Raw genomic sequence first — 17,470 nt, 5'->3', positions numbered from 1 at the left:
ATGTTTGCGATTCCCTTTAGAGCAGTATTTGCCTATTTGATCTTCCAGACGTTTGGTTTTGCCCAGACGGATGGTATGGCAAGTATCATAGGTGGTCGTTACGTCCCTTTGTACGGACAGGATACATCCTTAGTTGAAGTCCAAGATTTTGAGCTGGACACCTATCCGGTGACCAATGGCCAATTTTTACAGTTTTTGAAGGACAATCCTAAATGGCAAAAATCCAATGTATTGAAACTTTACGCGGACGAAAATTATTTGCGCCAATTCAAAAACGATACGACCCTCAACGATACCGAAAATCCCAATAGTCCTGTAACCCATGTATCCTGGTTTGCGGCAAAAGCGTATTGCGAGTGTCAGGGAAAACGATTGCCCACCATAGATGAATGGGAATATGTTGCAATGGCCGACGAAGTTACCGGCGACGCCAGAAAGAAGGCTTCATATAACCAAAAAATACTGTCGTGGTACGAAACGCCCAGGTCCGATGAGAGGTCCATAGGCCAAACCCCTAAAAATTATTGGGGCGTTTACGATTTGCACGGTTTGGTCTGGGAGTGGACCTTGGATTTTAATTCTGTCCTGATTTCGGGCGAATCCAGAAAGGATGTGGATAAGGACAGTAACTTGTTCTGCGGGAGCGCGGCCATTGGCGCAACAGATCTCATGAACTACGCCGCCTTTATGCGCTATGCATTCAGGGGAAGTATAAAAGCTAGGTACAGTATTAAAAATCTTGGATTTAGGTGCGCGAAAAATAGCAAGGAAACCCTCTAATACCCAAAACATGAAACCCTATTTAGTTGTATTGATCATTTCATTGGCTCTTGCAGCCTGCAAGAACCATGATTCGGGGACAGTGGTCAAAGATGTGGCCTATCACTGCCCAATGCAATGCGAAGGGAACAAAACCTATGGCCAAAAAGGGAGCTGCCCCATCTGTAAAATGGATTTGGTCAAAGTTGAAAACAAAAGAAAAGAAAAGGCTATTAGACCTTATTCAGATATGTCCATTTACAATCTTCCATCTACGTGGACAACCCAAAATGGTACGGATATACAGCTCAAAGACCTTCAAGGTGATGTTTTGGTCATGGTCATGATCTATACCAGTTGCAAAGCGGCCTGCCCCCGCTTGGTGGCCGATATGCGAAATATCGAGGAACGCTTGCCCGAACATTCCAAGAAAAATGTAAAAATGATCTTTGTCAGTATAGACCCTGAAACCGATACCCCTGAACGCTTAAAGGCCTTTGCCCAAGAAAACCTTATGGATGGGGAGCCTTGGTTGTTTTTACGTTCCACAGAAGAAAACACACGTGAATTTGCCGCTGTTTTGTCCGTGAGCTACAAGGAAATTTCACCAATGGATTTTTCCCATTCAAACATCATAAGTGTCTTTGACCCTAATGGGGAAATGATCTTCCAACAGGAGGGGTTGGGAGTAAATTCAGACAATACCATAGAACATATAAACGCAGCTGTGGAGGCTATGTGAAATTCAATGATCGATCGCGTCCCACAAGGTCTTCTGCAATGAAGGATTACAGGACCTTCTGGTACTGGGTATCAATTAATTTTTCCTGTGTTGGAATCCTATCCCACCGATATGGATATTTGATCGACCATCTTAGATCCAGCATTGGATTATTTATGTTTAGAAAAGAACAGGGGATAAAATGGTTTTGGTCCCAAAACTTCAAATACCCCTATGACCTACTGGAAAAGAACCAGCTTTATGGTAAAACCTTATGATTTTCGCAATTCTTTGGGCATCGCTTTGTTTCAAGACAAGGACATGCCGCCTTATTTCATTTATTATCTACTTATCTTTAACAGGAATTCACCGATTATAGGAAAGATAAAACTGATATACTGGAGGCGTTTGCTTAGGTGAAAAGTTCAAGCGATTATGGATATTATCAATTTAATTGTCAAATCCTGTCAACATATCGTTATGTGCAGGGCAAACGATATGGAACCCATTGCTTTTGGGAGTGGTTGTATTGTGGTTTCCATGGCAGAAAATATCTCCCTTCAAGATGAAAGTTTTTTTATCATGAACATCGATCCCATGTAAATACCTGAATGGCCTATCGCCGATCCATTCCCCATTGGGCTGTAAAATAGCGTCCCGTTAGAGTCTTCCATGGCCAAATTACACTTAGAAATTAACCCAGTGGTCCATTGGACCTGTATTGTTCAAAAAGGCCGCACTAAAGGTTTTCAGATCAATTCTTCAAAGGGGCAGACCTTTCTTACCAACCCAAGATTCTTTCTCCTTATTGGTCTTCCCTTCTTTCAATACAGTCCTTAACCCCTCCATATCGGCACTGATCTTGTCCTCAAGTACCCTGGCATAAATTTGGGTAGTTGTGATCTTGGTATGGCCCAACAATTTTGAAACGGTCGCTATGGGGACCCCATTTGAAAGTGTTACCGTGGTGGCAAAAGTATGCCTGGCCGAATGGAAGGTAAGTCTCTTTTCAATTCCCAGGTCTTGGGCTATGTCCTTGAGGTACATATTCACCTTTTGGTTTGAATAGACCGGTAATAGCGTATTGTCCCCTGCACATGGCCTATCCCGGTAACGTTCCAAAATTTCCATGGCCTCTTCCAACAGGGGGACCTTTACGGGATGTCGTGTCTTTGTTCTTTCCAGCGATAGCCAAAACTTACCGTCCATGCCCAAGACCACATTGTGCCTCCCCAATCGTTTGACATCGATATAGGACAGTCCCGTATAGCAAGAAAATACAAATACGTCCCGAACGAACTCATGCCCCTGGTCAATTGTCCTTGCATTTCTGAAAGCGTCAAGCTCATGTTCCAATAAGAAATCGCTTTGGTGCTTATGGAACTTTAATTTATATCTGGCAAAAGGATTCTTTTCCACCCATTCCAGATCAAGGGCAAGGTTCATCAGTTTGCGCAGCCGCTCCAAATGTTTCATCACCCCGTTGTTGTTCAATGGATTTTTGTTCTGCAACGATGGCCCCTTTCTAAGGAATTGTTCAAAATCGATGATAAAGCTATAACGCAGGTGCTTGAGATAGATATCACCCGTCCTTTGGGACTGTAGCAGGAACTTTTTGATGTATTTTTCCGTGGTGAAGTAGTTCTTCATGGTACCGGGCCTTATGTTCCCGCCTACATTATTGTTATGATAACTCACAAGTTCCAATAAAGTTTTGTGTTTTTCATCCGTTCCGAGAAATCTTGCTTTTATTGATTGCGCGGTAATAAGTTCAAAATCGGATGACATATGCTTGTAACAGGCCAATAACTTGGCGTGGACCTGGTCCAAATAATCGTTCAGTTCTTTTCCCTCAGGGGTCCTTGCTGTGGTTTTTTTTGCTTTGGTATCCCAAAAGGTAACTTTTGTTGTGCGTTTCAGACTGATTTCGGCACGCTTTCCATCCACGGTCACCCGCGCATAAATGGGTGCCAAATCATCGTTTTTCTTGGCCAGGTTCAGCCAAAAATGAATGCTGAAAGTTCTTGAAGTGTCCATAGACTCTCGTTTTAGGTGAATATTCGATTTTTTTTGAAAGTCAAATCGAAACGAAAGTCAAATGCTGATGGGTTACCAAAGTAGTGAAAAAAATCGGTTATAATCAGGTAACCGAATAGGTAACTTTTGTTTTGGTTTTAAAGGCAATCAAATGAATTCAAAAAATATGTAATTTCCTGAAATTCATTTGATTAACCTTTTTTAGGTTTCTGCTAAAACCCTAAAAGTCGGGGTGGCAGGATTCGAACCTGCGACCTCCTGCTCCCAAAGCAGGCGCGATAACCGGGCTACGCTACACCCCGAAATACAGCCCATTGGCTGAAATGTTCTAAATATCAAACTCCAAAAAAGCACTACCGTTTAAGTAGCCCGCTCGGGCGGAGTTTATACCGAGCTTGTCGAGGTACTACACCCCGAAAAATGACATAAATGCCAATATTCTAAATTTCAATACCCAAATTCCAAACAATCCTATAATCTACATCGGGAACCGGGCGGAGTCTACACCATGCTTGGCACTGTACTACTCCCTGAAAATATTCCAAATATTTAAAAGGAAAAAGCGGAGAGACTGGGACTCGAACCCAGGCGACAGTTACCCGCCGACAGATTAGCAATCTGCTCCGTTACCACTCCGGCACCTCTCCTATTCATTTATTATATGAACGTGCATCTAAAAATGCGGATGCAAATGTACCTTTTCATCCGAAAGATCGCAACTATTTTTCATTTTTTTTAAAACCATTTGATTTCCAGCATCACTACTCTGGATACTCCACACGCAAATGGTAAATGTTGGTGAGCTTTTGTTTCAATACTTTCTTCACCATCTCAATTTCTTTGAGGGTAATGTTGGCATTTAAAAACTGATTGGCCTGCATCTGACCCTTAACTATTTTATCCACAAATTCGTCTATAATGGTGAAAGTTGGGTTTTTTAAACTTTTGGATGCGGCTTCTACAGCATCTGACATCATCAAAACAGCTGTTTCTTTGGAAAATGGAATGGGTCCGGGATATTTAAAATCCTCAGGATCAACATCGGTTTCCAACTCTTGCTGCTTCTTGAAAAAATAATATACCAAGGTAGTACCGTGATGGGTGCGTATAAAATCTATCACCCGATCCGGTATATTGTTCTTGCGGGCAATTTCAATTCCCTTGATAACGTGGTCTATAATGATTTTTGCGCTTTCTCTTGGCGGAAGGTCATCATGGGGGTTTACATTGGTGATTTGGTTTTCGGTAAAGTACGTCGGTTTTTCCATTTTACCGACATCATGGTACAGGGCACCCACCCTGACCAACATGGCATTTGCCCCAATCTCATTGGCTGCTGCTTCGGCCAAATTGGCCACTTGTAAGGAATGGTGAAAGGTTCCCGGTGCCTTATCCGAGAGTTCTTTCAATAATTTGGAATTGGTATCGGAAAGTTCCAGCAGGGAAACATCGGACACCAAACCAAAAATCTTTTCAAACATATAGATCAAGGGTTGCGCAAAAAGGGTCAAAAGTCCGTTCAAAACAAAAACCCCGAACAATATCCACTCTATATTTTCAAGATTTCCTTCATGGATGGCATGGAACGCAAAATAGCCAATAATGTAAATCAGGGTAATCTGCCCTACCGATATAAAAAGATTGGCCCTTTTATAGAGCTCCGATGCCGTTAAAATGGTAACGATACCTGCAATGATCTGCAAAAAGATGTACTCAAAACTATTGGGCACCACAAACCCAAGAATCAGTACGGTCAGCACATGCACGAACAGCCCCAACCGGGCATCAAAAAAGTTTTTCAGTACAAGGGGAAGGATACAAAGGGGCACTACATACACATAGCTTTCATAATTCTTTACCGTCAAGGTGGTGGCCAAGACCATAAGCAGGATGTTGAAAAAGATAAAGGTGACCTTGTTGTTGTTCTTAAAGATTTCGTTCCGATACCGCTTTAAAAACAAGAATAGCATAATCAAAACCAAGGCTACCAAAATGGTATACCCCAAAAGAATAAAATAGTAATTGTTGCCCCGCCACAATTCGGATTCATACTCATCCTTCAAGGAACTGAGGATTTTGAAGTTTTCGGCCTCAACAACCTCTCCCTTGGCTATGATCAATCTTCCTTCGGAAACTTCGCCCCTGGTATATGAAATCTTGGAGAGCTCTTCTTCCAATGCCCTTTCTGTAAGTGCCCCATCAAAAGAGAGATTGGGCCTCACATTTCGTTGGATGATATTTCCAAGCCTTGAAGCTCCTTGAAAATTCCTTTTTGATAAAATACTGCCGACCCGTTCCTTGGCTTCCTGAACATCCATAAAATCATTGGGATCCAAAGGTATGGCCTCGTTGTTCTTCACCAATACAATGGAGTTTGATGAAGGTAGGTCTTGGAATACCCCAAGCTCATAAATGCTGTCAATTATGGCTTCTCCGTTATTCGATAGCGTTTGTTGTTGCTGCCGGGTAAATGGGTTTGATTGGAACAGACCATTCAACTCTTGTTCCACATCGTTCTTGACAGTGGTCACTATGGAAGCATCAAAAGTGTAATAATCCGTCTTTCTGTTGCGAAGCAACTGTTGCTCCTGGGCTATCTCATCCTGGGTCTTTTTGATGGAGAAATCAATGGGAGCATAGAGATTCTCATATTGCCAAGGCTTTCCCTTTTGAAAATCATATTTGAACTTCCCTCCTTTTGGAAAAAAGAATACAATGAGCCCTACAGAAATCAGATATAGAAAATACTTGTAGGCGAGCGATTGATGCTTATATACATTGTCTAAAGTCTTTCCCATTCTGTGTGCAGTTCACATCAAAAATAGAAAATATAAATAAGAAGTAGGCCTCTGGGTGATTCTGGACCTTTTGGATTTAATTTTAGTATTTTCGCATCAGTAAAAATGCACATATGAACAAAGTTGTTATTGTTTCCGCCGCAAGGACCCCAATTGGGAGTTTTATGGGCGCTTTGTCCACTGTACCAGCCCCAAAACTGGGTTCCATTGCCATTAAGGGAGCATTGGAAAAAATAGGTCTTAAGCCCGAACTGGTAGAGGAAGTCTTAATGGGAAATGTGGTACAGGCCGGTACGGGGCAAGCTCCTGCACGGCAAGCCGCTATTTATGCGGGTATCCCCAATACGGTTCCCTGTACAACCGTGAATAAGGTTTGCGCCTCGGGAATGAAAGCCATTATGCTAGGGGCCCAGTCCATTGCTTTGGGCGAAAATTCCATTGTAGTGGCCGGGGGTATGGAAAATATGAGCCTCATTCCCCATTATGCCTACATGCGCAACGGTGTAAAATTCGGTCCGGCAACTTTGGTGGACGGTATGCAAAAAGATGGACTGGTGGATGCGTATGATCAAAATGCCATGGGGGTTTGTGCCGATGCTTGTGCCACTGAACATAAATTTAGCAGAGAGGACCAAGATGCCTACGCCATTCAATCGTATAAGAGATCAGCAGAAGCATGGAAAGCGGGAAAATTCAGTGATGAAGTGGTTCCTGTGGAGGTTCCCCAACGTAGGGGCGAGCCCATCATTGTGAATGAAGATGAGGAATACAAGAACGTGAAGCTGGACAAAATTCCGGCATTGCGGCCCGCTTTCACCAAAGATGGTACCGTTACGGCCGCCAATGCTTCCACCATAAATGATGGAGCGGCAGCGGTGGTATTGATGAGCGAGGAAAAAGCACAGGAACTGGGATTGGAGCCCTTGGCTTTTATAAAAGGGTATGCTGATGCAGCCCAAGAGCCCGAATGGTTCACCACAGCACCGGCCAAAGCCTTGCCAAAAGCATTGGAAAGGGCAGGCGTTGCCATTTCCGATGTGGATTATTTTGAATTCAATGAGGCCTTTTCCGTTGTGGGCTTGGCCAATACAAAACTTTTGGGACTTACCGATGCCAATGTAAATGTGAACGGAGGAGCAGTTTCCTTGGGCCACCCATTGGGCTGTTCCGGGGCAAGGATCACCATTACCCTGCTCAATATATTGAAGCAGAACAATGCCAAACTGGGCGCTGCGGCCATTTGCAATGGTGGTGGTGGAGCTTCTGCAATTGTCCTTGAAAGAATTTAGTTATCCAATTCAGCCAATAGATGCAATATGGAATCTGCCATTTGAGCATTGTCCCGATTAGGGTTCAGCCTGACGATTGTACCGAAATGGTTTCCCAACTTTTGTACGGGGAACATTTCAAGGTCCTGGAAAGTAGAAAAAAATGGAGCAGGATTCGTGTGGCGCATGATCGGTGCGAGGGTTGGATTTCAAATCATCAATTTACCTTTATCACTGAAAATGGGTATGATGAATTGGCTAATGGGGATAAGAAGATTTCTTCCGATATCATTTCCCATATCTGTGCCAACAATGGCATGTTGCTTCCCATTTTGTTGGGCTCCATGATTTCTTCTTCCGAATTGCTGAACCATTCTTTTGAGGGAACGGTCATGGAAGGTGAAAATCCAAAGTCAAATCTGGTTGATACGGCCTTCCTGTATTTGAACGCACCTTACTTGAAAGGCGGTAAGACCCCTTTTGGCATAGATTGCCCAGGGTTTACGCAAATGGTGTACAAAATCAATGGCTATATGTTGGAACGGGATGCGGAAGGGCAATCCAAACAAGGGGAAGCGCTCAGTTTTATTGAAGAGAGTGAGCCGGGCGACTTAGCCTTTTTTGATGACAACGAAGGTGTTATTGACCACGTGGGCATCATATTAAAAGACAATTATATTATTCATGTGCACGGCCATGTGCGCATAGATCGTATAGATCACACAGGCATTTTCAACACACAAGAGAAGTTATATACCCACAAGCTCAGGGTCATCAAAAAAATACTCTAAAGAAAAAGGCCGCAAATTGCGGCCCTTCTTATTCTTTTTCTGCAAAGGAAAAACTATTCCCCCAAAAGTTTTTTGACTCTCATGAAGTTTTCGGTATCACCCAAAGCTCCATAGATGTTTTTCAACTGGGTTAAAATACTTTGGTTATCAGGATTGGTTTTTACGGCATCTTCCAAAACTTTTGCCCCTTCCCTGAACAAACTGTCCTTTTTAGCCTTTAACTCATCGTATTTGGCGATATCTGCCTTGGAGCTACCAAGGACATTCATTTCATCGATAAGTCCGTTACCTTCGTTCACATAGGTTGTGGAAAGGTTTAACAGGGCATTGATGTATCCTGGATCGATGGCCAAGGTTTTCTTGTAGGCATCCCTGGCATCCTGTAAATTTCCCTGTTCCATATTGATGACCCCAATATTGTACAACAAATCGGCATTGTCAGGAGCCATTTCAGAAGCTTGGGCCATAAGTTCCTTAAACTTGTCCTTATCACCAAGGGAATAGTACAAATTGGCCTCTCCCAAGACGAGGTTCACATCCTCTGGGTTGGCCTCTCTTGCTTCAGCATAGGCTTCAAGCGCCTTATCGGAATCTCCCAATTGTTGGTAGATCAAGGCAACGTTCTTAACTATCTCTGGTTTTTTTGAAGGACTTTTTTCTTCTTTGGGGTCTTTGTGGGTGCCTGCTTTTACATACAAATCTCTGGTGCTCTTGTCCATGGTTTCAACCTCGCCGGTCTCCACATTGACCGCTGTATAGGTTACCCCACTACCATCATAGCCCAGGTCCTTGAGTTCATTGTAGTATTGCAAGGCTTTCTCATAGTCCTGGCCGTTTACGGCACTGCTTGCGGCATAGTATAGATAAACGGTGTCAGCAGGGCTTAGTTTGTAACTCAAGTACAATTTTTCTGCTGCTTCGGAAAATTTCTGGTTGTTGTTGTCCTCAACTGCTGCATTTACCAAATCGGCTGTCATTTCTGATAATTTCTGTCTTGCCACAGTGGTGTACTTTTCTTTTCCACTTGCCTCTTCAACGGAAATTACTTTTTTGTAGGCATCTATAGCGGGCTGGAAAGCCGAAGCGTCTCCTTTGGATGCCAAATCGGAATATATATTACCTTTCACGGCATAATATTGAGCCTGTAATTTTTCATCAGCGGCATCAATGGTAGATGAGGCAGCTTCCAAAGCTGTTTTTGCCGCAGCGGCATCACCATCTTTCAGTGCTTTTTCAGCATCCCTGATCTCACTCTTCTGGGAAAAGCCCATCGTTGAAATTCCTATGGCTAATAGTATTAAAACTTTAGTCTTCATGTTAAAATGTAATTATTTAGTGTTTACGGATTATTAATTATTTTCTTTACATATATCAATTGCCATGCCATCTTAGTCATTGACCTCTATATCAAGGACATCGGTGTCATCAAGAGATTCATCTTCTTTCATGACCTTGGCCACTGCGGCTATGGAATCCCCATCCCTTAAGTTGATGAGACGAACGCCCTGTGTGGCCCTTCCCATAACACGAAGGTCTTCCACACTCATTCTAATGGCAATACCAGATTTGTTGATAATCATTAGATCATCGGTATCTGTTACATTTTTAATGGCAACCAGTCCACCTGTTTTTTTAGTGATGGAAATGGTCTTGACTCCCTTCCCGCCCCTATTGGTTACGCGATAGTCCTCTAAATTGGATCTTTTACCGTATCCATTTTCTGAAACGACCAGGATATCATCTTCAAAATTGTGTACGGAAATCATACCGATTACCTCATCTTTGTCATCGGCCAATCTTATTCCACGAACACCTGAGGCATTTCTACCCATTGGTCGGGTTTTGCTTTCTTCAAAACGAATGGCTTTTCCTGATTTCAATCCAAGGAAAATCTGGCTGGTCCCTGTGGTCAATTTGGCCTCCAAAAGCTCATCGCCATCCTTAATTGTAATAGCGTTGATGCCATTTTGTCTAGGCCTTGAATATTGTTCCAATGAAGTTTTCTTCACCGTACCCTTTTTGGTGGCCATAATCACGTAGTGACTGTTCACATAGTCCTCATCTTTGAGGTCTTGGGTACAGATAAAGGCCTTCACTTTGTCGTCCATCTCTATATTGACCAGGTTCTGGATAGCTCTCCCTTTTGAAGTTCGGCTTCCTTCAGGGATTTCATACACCCGCATCCAGAAACATTTTCCGTTTTGGGTAAAGAACAGCATGTACTGGTGGTTGGTGCCCACAAAAAGATGTTCCAAGAAATCCTCGTTTCGGGTGGATGAGGCCTTTTGACCCACACCTCCCCTATTTTGGGTTTTGTATTCAGATAAAGGTGTTCTTTTGATGTAGCCTGCATGGGAAATGGTAATGACCACTTGTTCATCCGGAATCATGTCCTCAATGCTCAAGTCGCCACCGGCGTAGTTGATCTCCGATCTTCTGTCGTCACCATACTTCTCTTTAACTTCAAGAAGCTCATCTTTGATGATTTGCATTCTGCGTTCCTTCTTTTCAAGAATATCTTTTAGATCCTCAATGGTGTTCAAAAGTTCGGCATGCTCCTCACGCAATTTGTCCTGTTCCAGACCGGTAAGTTGACGCAAACGCATTTCCACAATGGCCTTGGCCTGAACCTCGGTCAACTTGAAACGCTCCATTAAACTGGTGCGGGCTTCATCCACATTATTGGATGCCCTGATAATGGCGATTACTTCATCAATATTATCCGAAGCAATGATCAACCCTTCAAGAATATGAGCACGGTCCTCGGCCTTCTTCAATTCAAATTTGGTCCTACGGACCACCACCTCATGTCTGTGTTCCACAAAGTGATGGATGATTTCCTTAAGGTTCAACAACTGTGGTCTTCCTTTGACCAAGGCAATATTGTTGACACTGAAAGAAGATTGGAGCGCCGTGTACTTGTACAAGGTGTTCAACACAATGTTTGGAATGGCATCCCGCTTTAGGATGTACACAATGCGCATGCCCTTTCTATCGGATTCATCCCGTATGGATGCGATCCCATCTATTTTCTTTTCGTTGACAAGGTCGGCGGTCTTTTTGATCATATCCGCCTTGTTCACCTGATACGGAATCTCGGTAACAATGATGCATTCCCTTCCCTGCACTTCTTCAAAGGAAGCTTTGGCACGCATTACCACGCGCCCCTTTCCTGTATGGAAGGCTTCTTTTACCCCATCATACCCATAAATGATTCCTCCTGTGGGAAAATCTGGGGCTTTGATGTGGGTAATCAACTCATCTATTTCAATATCATGGTTGTCTATATAGGCAATGGTTCCATCCACCACTTCGGATAGGTTGTGAGGCGGCATGTTGGTGGCCATCCCCACGGCAATACCCGAAGCTCCGTTCACCAAAAGATTGGGAACCCGAGTGGGAAGAACGGTAGGTTCTTGCAGGGAATCGTCAAAATTGAGCTGATGATCAACCGTATCCTTATCGATATCGGCCAACATCTCCTCTGCAATTTTCCGCATTTTGGCCTCGGTATAACGCATGGCCGCTGGGCTATCTCCATCAACGGAACCAAAGTTTCCCTGCCCATCGACAAGCATGTACCTAAGGCTCCATTCCTGGGCCATACGTACCATGGTATCATAAACCGATGTATCACCATGCGGGTGGTACTTACCCAATACCTCCCCAACAATACGGGCAGATTTCTTGTGCGAACTGTTAGATCTTACCCCAAGTTCGTGCATTCCAAAAAGTACTCTTCGGTGAACTGGTTTTAGTCCATCACGAACATCTGGCAGGGCACGTGACACAATGACCGACATTGAATAATCAATGTAGGCAGATTTCATCTCATCCTCTATATTGATAGGAATTAACTTTTCTCCTTCCGCCATGCTAAAATCTTATTGTTTTTTAGTGGTTAAAATATCATGGCAATATACAGAAAATAAGCCCCTTCAAAACAGTTGGAGCCTACTTTATTAAAAAAATTATCAACATTTTCCACCTTCATCACCAGATTGTAATAAAGCTATGTTAAACCACCTAAAAAGTGTCCATTATTTCGACATTTAATACTAGTTTATCGAATAAGGGTACGGTATTTGACCACAGTAACAATACTTTTATTAATTTTAATTGCTGAAAAAGAAAGGTATGGATGATAATTTTTCCCCCCGAGTAAAAGACGTAATAGCATATAGCAAGGAAGAAGCCTTGAGATTGGGACACGATTTTATTGGCACTGAACACCTTATGCTCGGTCTTTTAAGAGATGGAAATGGCAAGGCCATTAACATATTGGATGCCTTGGATGTGGATTTGGACCACCTAAGAAGAAAGGTGGAAATCCTCAGTCCGGCAAATCCGAACACGGGAACCATGCAAAAGGATAAGAAAAACCTTCACCTCACCCGGCAGGCCGAGCGTGCGCTGAAGACCACTTTTTTGGAGGCCAAGCTTTTCCAAAGCTCCTCCATCAATACCGCACATCTGTTGTTGTGCATTCTCAGAAATGAAAATGATCCCACAACCAAATTGTTGCACAAATTAAAAGTGGACTATGATAACGTCAAAGAACAGTTTAAATCCATGATCACCAGTGATGATGATTATATAGATTCCCCACAGGCAGAATCGTTTCCCAGCGATCCAGATGATGCTGGGGATGCCAAAGAAAGTACGTTTGGTTCCGGCTCAAGCCAAAAAGGGACCAAGAAATCCAAGACCCCGGTCTTGGACAACTTTGGGCGTGACCTTACCCGTTTGGCCGAGGATAACAAACTGGATCCTGTTGTTGGGCGTGAAAAAGAAATTGAACGTGTATCCCAGATATTGAGCAGAAGAAAGAAAAACAATCCACTGCTCATTGGTGAACCCGGTGTTGGTAAAAGCGCCATAGCCGAAGGTCTGGCACTGCGCATCATCAACAAAAAAGTTTCCCGCATCCTTTACAACAAACGTGTGGTCACATTGGATTTGGCTTCGTTGGTCGCAGGTACCAAATATCGTGGTCAGTTTGAGGAGCGTATGAAGGCGGTGATGAACGAACTCGAAAAGAACGATGACATCATTTTGTTCATCGATGAGATTCACACCATTGTGGGCGCTGGCGGTGCCACAGGCAGTTTGGATGCCTCGAACATGTTCAAACCTGCGTTGGCCAGGGGTGAAATCCAATGTATTGGAGCTACAACACTTGATGAATACAGACAATACATTGAAAAAGATGGTGCCCTTGAGCGTCGTTTCCAAAAAGTGATGGTAGAACCCACCACAGTTGAGGAAACCATCGAAATTTTAATGAACATCAAGGGCAAATACGAAGACCACCACAATGTCAACTATACCGATGAGGCCATTTTGGCCTGTGTAAAGTTGACCAACAGATATATGACGGACCGCTTTTTACCAGATAAAGCCATCGATGCCCTGGATGAAGCTGGTTCTCGCGTACACATTGTCAACATGGACGTTCCCAAGCAGATTTTGGAGTTGGAAAGTCAGTTGGAAGACGTGCGCGAATTAAAGAACAGCGTGGTCAAAAAACAGAAGTATGAAGAGGCCGCCAAGCTCCGGGACGATGAAAAACGCCTTGAAAAGGAATTGGCATCTGCCCAAGAGCTTTGGGAAGAAGAAAGTAGGCTTCACCGTGAAACCGTTACCGAGGATAATGTAGCCGATGTGGTCTCCATGATGAGCGGTATTCCCGTAAATAAAATTGCACAGACCGAAAGCAACAAATTGGCAGAGTTGCCCAAATTGATCAAAGGTTTTGTCATTGGTCAAGATGATGCCGTGGCCAAAGTGGCCAAGGCCATTCAACGTAACCGAGCCGGATTGAAGGATCCCAACAAACCCATTGGTTCGTTCATATTCCTAGGTCAGACGGGAGTTGGTAAAACGCAGTTGGCCAAGATTTTGGCCAAGGAGCTTTTTGATTCCGAAGATGCCCTTATCCGAATAGACATGAGCGAATACATGGAAAAATTCGCCATCTCCAGACTGGTGGGTGCACCTCCGGGATATGTGGGCTATGAAGAAGGTGGGCAATTGACCGAAAAAGTGCGCCGTAAGCCCTACTCCGTAATCCTTCTGGACGAAGTTGAAAAGGCGCACCCAGATGTGTTCAATATGCTGCTCCAAGTTTTGGACGATGGTTTCCTTACCGACAGTTTGGGAAGAAAAATTGATTTCAGGAACACCATCATTATCATGACATCCAACATTGGAGCACGTCAATTGAAGGATTTTGGACAAGGCATCGGTTTTGGCACTGCGGCCAAAAAAGCGCAGGCCGATACCCATCAGAAAAGTGTCATTGAAAATGCCCTTAAAAAGGCGTTTGCACCAGAATTCCTCAACCGAATTGATGATGTAATTGTGTTCAACCCCTTGGAAAGGGAGGACATCCACAAAATCATTGATATTGAATTGGACAAGTTGTACGACAGAATCAAGGATATTGGTTATGAACTCAACCTTTCTGACAAGGCCAAGGACTATATTGCTGAAAAAGGTTTTGACAAAGAGTATGGAGCACGACCTCTAAAAAGAGCCATTCAAAAGTATATTGAGGATGCCTTGGCCGAGGAAATTGTAAACTCCAAAATAGACGAAGGTGACAGCATCTTTATGGACTTGGATGAGAAAAAAGAAGAGCTCACCATCAAAATAAAGAAAATTGAAAAATCGCCTGAAACTGAAAAATAACACCCAAAAACACGATTGAAAAAAGCTGACATCCGTCAGCTTTTTTTGTATCCCAAATGTAGTACAAACGATAATATTGCTTTTAATCTAATTTTTTTCAGCTCACTGAGCATTCGCCATATTTTCGTTTCGAGACACTATAACTATTTGGGGAATGAGAATTACTTCTACTAAGAAGACCATCGTGGTACGCGAATACCAGTTGGATATTGGAACCGTACAGGTATTTGATGATTACATGGTCGCTACCTTTGATGAAGGTGCCACAGTAACACTTGAGCGCGCTTATCAAATCATTGGGATTTCGGAAATACACTTTAGAAACAGGAATTTTGGTTATATCAGCCAACGTAAAAACTCCTATGCCGTAGACCCAACAATATATAATTACTTGCGCGGTTTGGAAAATCTTAAGGCATTTGCCATTGTCTCCAAAAAGGAAATAGACATGCACAACTTTAAAATAGAGAAACTGTTCTACAAAAAGAACATGGAATTCTTTATTGAGTTTGAAAATGCTTTGGCTTGGGTCAGAAAAAGGGTAAAATCTGGCAAAAACAAAAAATAGGATCTAGGCCTTTTCCCGTTCCTCGGCTTCGGATGGGCTTAGAATTTCCACATATCCCTGCCCTATCCTATTACTGATTTCTGATGCTTTTACGGCTTCATAACCATTTTGTGAGGCACATATATCACCAGCAAAACCATGCAGGTACACACCAAAGATGGCTGCATGCAAAGGTGCATATCCTTGGGCCACCAATCCAGTGATCATTCCGGTAAGCACATCGCCGCTGCCTGCCGTGGCCATTCCGGGATTGCCCGTGGTGTTCACATACCCTTTACCATTATAAAAAACTATGGTGTGGGCCCCTTTTATCACCAACACCACCTCGTTTTTCAAAGAAAAGGTTTTGGCCTTATCAAGTTTCTCAAAATCATCGTTCCATTTTCCAATAAGTCGCTCCAATTCTTTGGGATGCGGCGTTAAAATGGAATCTTTGGGAACATCCTTCAACATTTTAGGGTTTTTAGATAGGATATTGAGCCCATCAGCATCAATGACCATAGGAGATTTCATTTCCTTTAAAAGAGCACCAAAAGCTTTGACCGTTTTTTCTCCGGTACCGATTCCCATACCTATCCCTATCACATCCGGAACAAAAGGAAGTACTATTTGGGAAATGGTCTTTTCATCCTCATCCGTTACAACCATCACCTCCGGGATTGCCGTTTGAAGTGACTGATACCCACATTTAGGCACATAGGCCGTGACCAATCCGCTGCCAGTGGACAAACAGGCACTGCTCGCCAACTGTACCGCTCCAATTTTACCATAGCTCCCCCCAATGATCATGGAATGCCCGTAGGTTCCTTTGTGTGAAAATTTAAGTCGGGGTCGGTACAAAGGAACTATCTCAGGCCTACCAATAAGTTCAAAATCGGTTTCGGTTTTCCCCAGAAACCCAACATCCAAACCAATGTCCAACAACTCCCATTGATTGATAAAAACCCCGGTCTCTGGAAGAAAAAACACCAGTTTGGGCACCTGAAAACTCAACACATAACTCGCGTCGATTACATGCGCTGGCTTCCATGGGCTTCTATCCATGGGCAATCCCGAAGGGATATCCACCGCCAACACAAACGCATGGGAAGTATTGATGTGCTGTATCAAATTCCCCACCCAAGTAGCGGGGGCACGGTTCAATCCAATTCCAAAAATGGCATCCACCACAATATCGTTTGGTGAAATCTCGGGCAAATCACTATCCTCATTGATAAAATCCGGCCAAACCTTCATTTCCTTCAACCGTTCCAAATTCAAAAGAAAATCTCTGGAACGTTTTTCACTGTAGTTCACCACATGCACCTGAATGGCATACCCATGCTCATGCAGCAGTCGGGCCAAGACCATCCCATCCCCACCATTGTTGCCAATACCACAGAACAACTTTATTTGGACGCTGGTACCTCGCAATCGGGCATGAATCCATTCAAACAATTTGGTGGCGGCCCTTTCCATGAGGGCATCACTGGTAATTTGCTGTTTATCTATGGTGAATTTGTCAGCATCATAGATTTGTTGGGCGGAAAAAATTTTCATTCAACACAAAAATTTGATTATTTGTATGGATTTCGCAAAAAATACGTTGTAAGATTTGATGAAGTAACCAAAAATACTACTTTTATCACCTCATAACAGAACAATGCAAGTTAAACAAACGGATAGTAATCTTCTTCAGATGGAATCTTTTTCATCTATCTTCACTTTGATTACCACCACCCCTTTGGGGTAAATCTGCTATATATTTCCGTCCGTTTTTTTAATCTATTTTTCAATATTTTTTCAACACTATTTCATCATGAAAGTCTTAAAATTTGGTGGCACTTCAGTGGCCA

The 17,470-nt window shown here is 43.2% G+C and carries 12 protein-coding genes and 2 tRNA genes; 7 read left to right on the top strand and 7 right to left on the bottom strand.

Annotated features, from left to right (window positions below):
* The 3 genes from A7D14_RS05355 to A7D14_RS20350 all read left to right on the top strand — a co-directional run bounded on the left by A7D14_RS05355 (nucleotide 1) and on the right by A7D14_RS20350 (nucleotide 2,083).
* The gene (locus A7D14_RS05355; RefSeq protein ID WP_067031063.1) at nucleotides 1–780 is read left to right on the top strand and encodes a formylglycine-generating enzyme family protein; all 780 of its coding nucleotides are present in this window, start codon (nucleotides 1–3) and stop codon (nucleotides 778–780) included.
* Nucleotides 781–790: 10 nt separating this feature from the next.
* Entirely contained in the window at nucleotides 791–1,501 is a 711-nt protein-coding gene (locus A7D14_RS05350) for an SCO family protein (protein ID WP_067031060.1), read from the top strand.
* Nucleotides 1,502–1,960: 459 nt separating this feature from the next.
* Nucleotides 1,961–2,083 (top strand): hypothetical protein, encoded by a 123-nt coding sequence (locus A7D14_RS20350; protein WP_255307390.1) that lies wholly within the window; start codon nucleotides 1,961–1,963, stop codon nucleotides 2,081–2,083.
* A gap of 159 nt (nucleotides 2,084–2,242) precedes the next feature.
* Here the strand turns inward: A7D14_RS20350 and A7D14_RS05345 are convergent, their stop codons facing one another.
* The 4 genes from A7D14_RS05345 to A7D14_RS05330 all read right to left on the bottom strand — a co-directional run bounded on the left by A7D14_RS05345 (nucleotide 2,243) and on the right by A7D14_RS05330 (nucleotide 6,315).
* Nucleotides 2,243–3,517, bottom strand: coding sequence for a site-specific integrase (locus A7D14_RS05345; protein ID WP_067031057.1), 1,275 nt, complete (start codon nucleotides 3,515–3,517; stop codon nucleotides 2,243–2,245).
* 227 nt (nucleotides 3,518–3,744) lie between these two features.
* Nucleotides 3,745–3,819, bottom strand: a tRNA-Pro gene (locus tag A7D14_RS05340).
* A gap of 261 nt (nucleotides 3,820–4,080) precedes the next feature.
* Nucleotides 4,081–4,164 (bottom strand) — tRNA-Ser (locus A7D14_RS05335).
* Between the two features lie 114 nt (nucleotides 4,165–4,278).
* A complete protein-coding gene (locus A7D14_RS05330; protein WP_067031054.1) occupies nucleotides 4,279–6,315 on the bottom strand; it encodes an HD family phosphohydrolase in 2,037 nt (678 codons plus the stop codon).
* A 113-nt stretch (nucleotides 6,316–6,428) separates the two neighbouring features.
* Here A7D14_RS05330 and A7D14_RS05325 point away from each other — a divergent pair, with 113 nt between their 5' ends.
* Together A7D14_RS05325 and A7D14_RS05320 are read left to right on the top strand one after the other, a co-directional pair.
* Nucleotides 6,429–7,604 (top strand): acetyl-CoA C-acyltransferase, encoded by a 1,176-nt coding sequence (locus tag A7D14_RS05325; RefSeq protein ID WP_067031051.1) that lies wholly within the window; start codon nucleotides 6,429–6,431, stop codon nucleotides 7,602–7,604.
* A gap of 20 nt (nucleotides 7,605–7,624) precedes the next feature.
* A complete protein-coding gene (locus tag A7D14_RS05320) occupies nucleotides 7,625–8,374 on the top strand; it encodes an NlpC/P60 family protein (RefSeq protein ID WP_067031048.1) in 750 nt (249 codons plus the stop codon).
* 53 nt (nucleotides 8,375–8,427) lie between these two features.
* Here A7D14_RS05320 and A7D14_RS05315 read toward each other — a convergent pair whose 3' ends face one another.
* Both A7D14_RS05315 and gyrA read right to left on the bottom strand, forming a co-directional pair.
* On the bottom strand, nucleotides 8,428–9,690 hold the full coding sequence (locus A7D14_RS05315) for a tetratricopeptide repeat protein (protein ID WP_067031046.1): 1,263 nt from the start codon (nucleotides 9,688–9,690) through the stop codon (nucleotides 8,428–8,430).
* 72 nt (nucleotides 9,691–9,762) lie between these two features.
* Nucleotides 9,763–12,249 (bottom strand): DNA gyrase subunit A, encoded by a 2,487-nt coding sequence (gyrA, locus tag A7D14_RS05310; protein WP_067031044.1) that lies wholly within the window; start codon nucleotides 12,247–12,249, stop codon nucleotides 9,763–9,765.
* A gap of 262 nt (nucleotides 12,250–12,511) precedes the next feature.
* Here gyrA and A7D14_RS05305 point away from each other — a divergent pair, with 262 nt between their 5' ends.
* Nucleotides 12,512–15,067 (top strand): ATP-dependent Clp protease ATP-binding subunit, encoded by a 2,556-nt coding sequence (locus A7D14_RS05305; protein ID WP_067031041.1) that lies wholly within the window; start codon nucleotides 12,512–12,514, stop codon nucleotides 15,065–15,067.
* 154 nt (nucleotides 15,068–15,221) lie between these two features.
* Nucleotides 15,222–15,635 (top strand): hypothetical protein, encoded by a 414-nt coding sequence (locus A7D14_RS05300; RefSeq protein WP_067031038.1) that lies wholly within the window; start codon nucleotides 15,222–15,224, stop codon nucleotides 15,633–15,635.
* 3 nt (nucleotides 15,636–15,638) lie between these two features.
* Here the strand turns inward: A7D14_RS05300 and A7D14_RS05295 are convergent, their stop codons facing one another.
* A complete protein-coding gene (locus A7D14_RS05295; protein WP_067031035.1) occupies nucleotides 15,639–17,174 on the bottom strand; it encodes a bifunctional ADP-dependent NAD(P)H-hydrate dehydratase/NAD(P)H-hydrate epimerase in 1,536 nt (511 codons plus the stop codon).
* Nucleotides 17,175–17,470 lie beyond the last annotated feature (296 nt).

This window comes from Allomuricauda sp. CP2A (genome assembly GCF_001683915.1).
Lineage (GTDB): Bacteria > Bacteroidota > Bacteroidia > Flavobacteriales > Flavobacteriaceae > Flagellimonas.
This window is presented reverse-complemented; position numbering and strand designations above follow the sequence as displayed.

What these genes read in the sequence shown, in the direction of transcription:
- A7D14_RS05295 (WP_067031035.1), bottom strand. Translation starts at nt 17,174, where the DNA reads ATGAAAATTTTTTCCGCCCAACAAATCTATGATGCTGACAAATTCACC.
- A7D14_RS05345 (WP_067031057.1), bottom strand. Translation starts at nt 3,517, where the DNA reads ATGGACACTTCAAGAACTTTCAGCATTCATTTTTGGCTGAACCTGGCC.
- A7D14_RS20350 (WP_255307390.1), top strand. Translation starts at nt 1,961, where the DNA reads ATGTGCAGGGCAAACGATATGGAACCCATTGCTTTTGGGAGTGGTTGT.
- A7D14_RS05315 (WP_067031046.1), bottom strand. Translation starts at nt 9,690, where the DNA reads ATGAAGACTAAAGTTTTAATACTATTAGCCATAGGAATTTCAACGATG.
- A7D14_RS05330 (WP_067031054.1), bottom strand. Translation starts at nt 6,315, where the DNA reads ATGGGAAAGACTTTAGACAATGTATATAAGCATCAATCGCTCGCCTAC.
- A7D14_RS05300 (WP_067031038.1), top strand. Translation starts at nt 15,222, where the DNA reads ATGAGAATTACTTCTACTAAGAAGACCATCGTGGTACGCGAATACCAG.
- A7D14_RS05305 (WP_067031041.1), top strand. Translation starts at nt 12,512, where the DNA reads ATGGATGATAATTTTTCCCCCCGAGTAAAAGACGTAATAGCATATAGC.
- A7D14_RS05320 (WP_067031048.1), top strand. Translation starts at nt 7,625, where the DNA reads ATGCAATATGGAATCTGCCATTTGAGCATTGTCCCGATTAGGGTTCAG.
- A7D14_RS05355 (WP_067031063.1), top strand. Translation starts at nt 1, where the DNA reads ATGTTTGCGATTCCCTTTAGAGCAGTATTTGCCTATTTGATCTTCCAG.
- gyrA (WP_067031044.1), bottom strand. Translation starts at nt 12,249, where the DNA reads ATGGCGGAAGGAGAAAAGTTAATTCCTATCAATATAGAGGATGAGATG.
- A7D14_RS05350 (WP_067031060.1), top strand. Translation starts at nt 791, where the DNA reads ATGAAACCCTATTTAGTTGTATTGATCATTTCATTGGCTCTTGCAGCC.
- A7D14_RS05325 (WP_067031051.1), top strand. Translation starts at nt 6,429, where the DNA reads ATGAACAAAGTTGTTATTGTTTCCGCCGCAAGGACCCCAATTGGGAGT.